Annotated in this window: 2 protein-coding genes; both read right to left on the bottom strand. The window is 65.7% G+C overall.

The window, feature by feature from the left end:
* On the bottom strand, positions 1-912 hold a 912-nt coding region (locus A5634_RS17990; protein WP_172831733.1), incomplete at its 3' end, for an AfsR/SARP family transcriptional regulator.
* A 120-nt stretch (positions 913-1,032) separates the two neighbouring features.
* Positions 1,033-3,981 carry an AfsR/SARP family transcriptional regulator gene (locus A5634_RS17985; protein ID WP_065145388.1) on the bottom strand — a complete coding sequence of 983 codons (2,949 nt, stop codon included), beginning with the start codon at positions 3,979-3,981 and terminating at the stop codon, positions 1,033-1,035.
* Between the last annotated feature and the right edge of the window lie 247 nt (positions 3,982-4,228).

Raw genomic sequence — 4,228 nt, 5'->3', positions numbered from 1 at the left:
TGGCACCAACAAACCGCCCCCCAACGCCCCCACAACCAACCCCAACTCCTCCTCATGACCCACAAAACTCGTCGCCCGCCGCAACAACCCCGACGACGGCCGATCACACACCACCGGCGGCGGCGACGCTTCTTCCTTGATTCCGGCCGGTTCCAAATCCCATTGCATATCGGCGGTTTCGGCCGCGCCGGTGAGTATTTGCTGGTGCACCTCCTTGAGGTGCCCACCGGGTTCGACGCCGAGTTCCTCGACCAGCCACAGTCTGGTGCGGCGGTAAGTGTCCAGCGCGTCGGCCTGCCGCCCACACCGGTACTGCGCCAACATCAACTGCGCGGCCAACCGCTCATCCAACGGATGCGCGGCCTGCGCGGCCGTCACTTCGACCAAGAGCTCCGCATGCCGTCCCGCCCGCAATCCCACGTCGTTGCGATCCAGTTCGACGGCAAAACGTTCAGCCAACACCGCCCTACGCACCTCGTTGACCCACGGCGTGTCCAGGAACATGAACGGCTCACCCGCCCACTCCTGCAAGGCCTGCTCGAACAACGCCGAAGCCTCCGCCGCATCCGCGCTCGCCCGCGCCTGCGCTGCCAGATGGCGGAATCGGTGCAGATCCACCGACGAGGCGTCAGTGGTCAGCGAATAGCCCGACGGCCCCCGCGAGATTGTGACGCCATCGATGTCGGCGAGCAAACTGCGCAACCGAGAAACATAGCCCGCCAACGAATTTCGCGCACGCCGCGGCGGCCGATCCGACCACACGCGATCAACCAACTGTTCGGGCGAAATGGAATGGTTGACATCGACCAACAACGCCACCAATACACACCGGCGCCGCGCATGGCCAATGTCCAGCTTGAGCCCGTCAACACGCACCTCAACGTCGCCGAGCAAGCGAAACTCGACTGTCATTCAGCCCTCTCCACCAGGCAACAGCAAACGCAGCGCGTCAGGTTGAAACGAGCATACTTCGCGTATGCGCTGGACGGCCGAAGAATGTCGACCTTGAGGCCAATTTGCTCAATTGTCTCGCTAACCCAAGGTTGCCACCTGATGGGCGTGGCGTTGCAGGATCGGTCGCACCCTGGTGACTATGTCCTGGTTTGCAATAGCCGCCGCACAATACGTTTCGAAGCGATCCGCGCCCAGTCGGTCGATGAGCGCATCCAGGGTGGCACCCCGAAACGGTGGGCGCTTTCCGGCCTTCAGGACGGCGCCATACAGAAATGCGGCTTCGTCATCGTCACCGATGCGCACGAGCAACCGCGCGATGTAGCGCAGATTGACCCATTGCTGGTTGAGGTCGCCTACCCGGTTCCAGTGATCGAGCACCTCGACGAACAGCTGTGCCGCGGTAGCAGGATCACCGTGCACGGCACGAGTTGCCGCGGCTTCCATCAGGGCAATTCCGTACCACCAGAAGTTCTGGACCTCACCGGCCAACCGCGCGGCCTCTTCGAACAGGGTCAACGCGCGATCGGGGTCAGACATTTTCAGCGGATAGGCCAACGCAAAGTAGGCCATCGAACGCGCCGTCGGGTTACCCGTGGCATCGGCGGCTGCCACCGCCTCCAGCGCACCGGGCACTGCAACCTCAGGTCTACCCAACACACCGTGACAGACCGAAAGCACGAACGCCGTCCACACCAGTCGGGTCGGATTGCCTTCCTTACGCGCGCGTTTGGCCTCCCTGTTCCAGTACGCCAAGACGCCGCGCGCGTCACCCTCGAACAGGGCGGCGTCGGCGGCCACATCTGCGGGGTGGGCGAAACGCGCCGTCCTAGGTGGAACAGTGCGGCCCTCTGCCAAAGCAGCCAGCGCTTTCGCCCGGACGTAGTCGGCGTCGTTCCACGCGCCACGAGCAGCCGCGCCCACCGCAGCCGGATACAGCGGATGGCTGGGATCGGCGACCTCGATCACCCGTTCGGCCCACTGGGCCACCTCATAGCCGAAACGCAGGTCAACCAGCCCCGACACGGCGGTGACCAAGCGCAGCGCGACATCGATGTCCGGCTGCGCCATCGCATGATCGAACGCTGTGCGCAGGTTGTCGTAGTCGGGCAGCATCCGCTCGACCCATTCACGCTCCTCGGCCCCCTGCAGGCCTACCGCGGCCCGCTCGGCTAACTCGGTGAAATACACCGCGTGCCGCACCACATGCGATGCGTCGCAGCCGGCTTCGCGTAGTCGCTCACGCCCGAATGCTCGCAGCGTTTCCAAAACGCCGTAGCGGGTTCGGTTGGTGACACTGCGCACGATCACCATCGACTTGTCGACCAGGCCGACCAGCAACTCCAGCGTGCTGTCCTCGCAGGCGCCTTCGACACCGCAGACCCCGTGCGCGGCCTCGAGATCGAACGAACCCGCAAATACCGACAGTCGCACAAACAAGGTCTGCTCAGCGGCAGTGAGGAGTCGATATGACCAGTCGATCGTTGCGTTCAGACTTTGCTGACGCGGCAGAGCGCCCCGCACCCCGCCCCGGAGCGCGTACAGGTGGTCCAGCCGCCGCATCACGTCGCGGGCACTCATCACACGCATGCGCGCAGCCGCGATCTCGACCGCCAACGGCAGGCAGTCGACGCGTTTGCAAATGTCGGCCACCGCGCCCGCCTGCTGCTGGTCGAGACGAAAATCGGGTCTGCTGGCGCGGGCCCGGTCAGCGAAGAGCCGGGTTGCGTCCTCCACCGGCAGTGGCTCGATCATGACGATTTGCTCGCCCTCGATTCCCAACGGCTGTCTGGTGGTCACCAGCACCGATACCCCCGGGCATTCTCCGATGATGCGCTCAACTAGCGCCGCAGCCACGTCGAGCACATGTTCGCAGTTGTCGACAACCAGCAGCGCTTCACGCGGTCGCAGGTATTCGACGATGGATTCGTCGAGGCTGCGGCCTTGTTGCCTGCGCAAGCGCAGCGTTGCGGCGACGGCGTCGGCAACTCCCTCGTCGTTCTCGAGCGGTCCCAGTTCGCAGATCCACACCCCGGCGCTGAAACGCTCTTGTTCAAGCCTCGCGACCTCCAGCGCCATCCGGGTCTTGCCGACGCCGCCCACGCCGGCCAGCGTCACCAGCGGTCCGGTGCGCAGCGCAGTCAGGGTCCGCTGCAGCTCGTTGCCGTGCCCGACAAAACTGGTGACCCGCCGCAGCAGCGCCCAGTGCGATCCGTCCGCGCCCCGCAGACTCGCCGCTGGCTGCACGGACGACTCCACATCTGACGCGGGCGGACCGACGTCGGCGGCTTCCTCGTCAGTGTCGCCGGTGAGAATTTGCTGATGTACTCGGCGAAGCGCCGGGCCGGGTTCGAGGCCGAGTTCGTCGACGAGCCGCTGTCGCGTCTGACGGTAGGTCTCCAGCGCATTGGCCTGCCGACCGCAGCGGTATTGGGCAAGCATCAGCTGGCCCGCCAGCCGTTCATCGAGCGGATGTGCTGCTTGAGCTGCCAGCAGTTCGACGAGTAGGTCGCGGTGGCGTCCGGCGCGTAGCGCGACATCGTTGCGGTCCAGCTGTACCGAGAGCAGCTCAGCCTGCAACGCGTTGCGCACGTCGTTGAACCACGGGGTATCCAGAGATGCGAACGGCTCCCCGCCCCAGACCTCGAGTGCGCGATCGAACAACACCGCTCCCTCGTGCGGATCTGCTGTTGCCCTGGCCTTGGACACCGCGGCGTTAAAGCGATGCAAGTCGACCGACGCCGGGTCGGTGGCGAGCACGTATCCGCCCGGTTCGCGCGACAGCGCGACGCCGTGCGCATCGCCGAACAGGTTGCGCAGACGGGAAACATAGCTGGTCAACGAGCTGCGCGCAGAGTAGGGCGGACGGTCCGACCACACGCGATCCACGAGCTGTTCCAACGGCACCGGACGGTTCACGTCGATCAACAACGCGGCCAGGACGCAGCGCTGACGGGCATGGCCGATCTCGAGTGGCTGCCCGTCGACCCGGGCGTCGACATCGCCGAGCAACCGGAATTGGACCGTCATTCAGTGCACCCTCTCGGCTACCCGTCGTTGCCGCGCGCGCCGTGGTCCCCACTTGCCCCTGCCGTGCCCCGTTCCCCCGGCGACCCCTTGCTCGAGCCGGTACCGCCGAGGCCCTCCCCACCACCTTGTCCGCCCATGCCGCCGGTGCCGCCGTCACCGCCAGAGCCCCCGACGCCTGCGCCCCGAATCGATCATCGCCCTGGGCATCCTGCTGACCTGGTGCTCGGTGCGGGCCTCGCAACTCAGC

It is taken from the genome of Mycobacterium asiaticum (assembly GCF_001673365.1).
GTDB lineage: Bacteria > Actinomycetota > Actinomycetes > Mycobacteriales > Mycobacteriaceae > Mycobacterium > Mycobacterium asiaticum_A.
The sequence above is the reverse complement of the archived record's forward strand: the minus strand, read 5'-3'. Positions and strand labels throughout refer to the sequence as shown.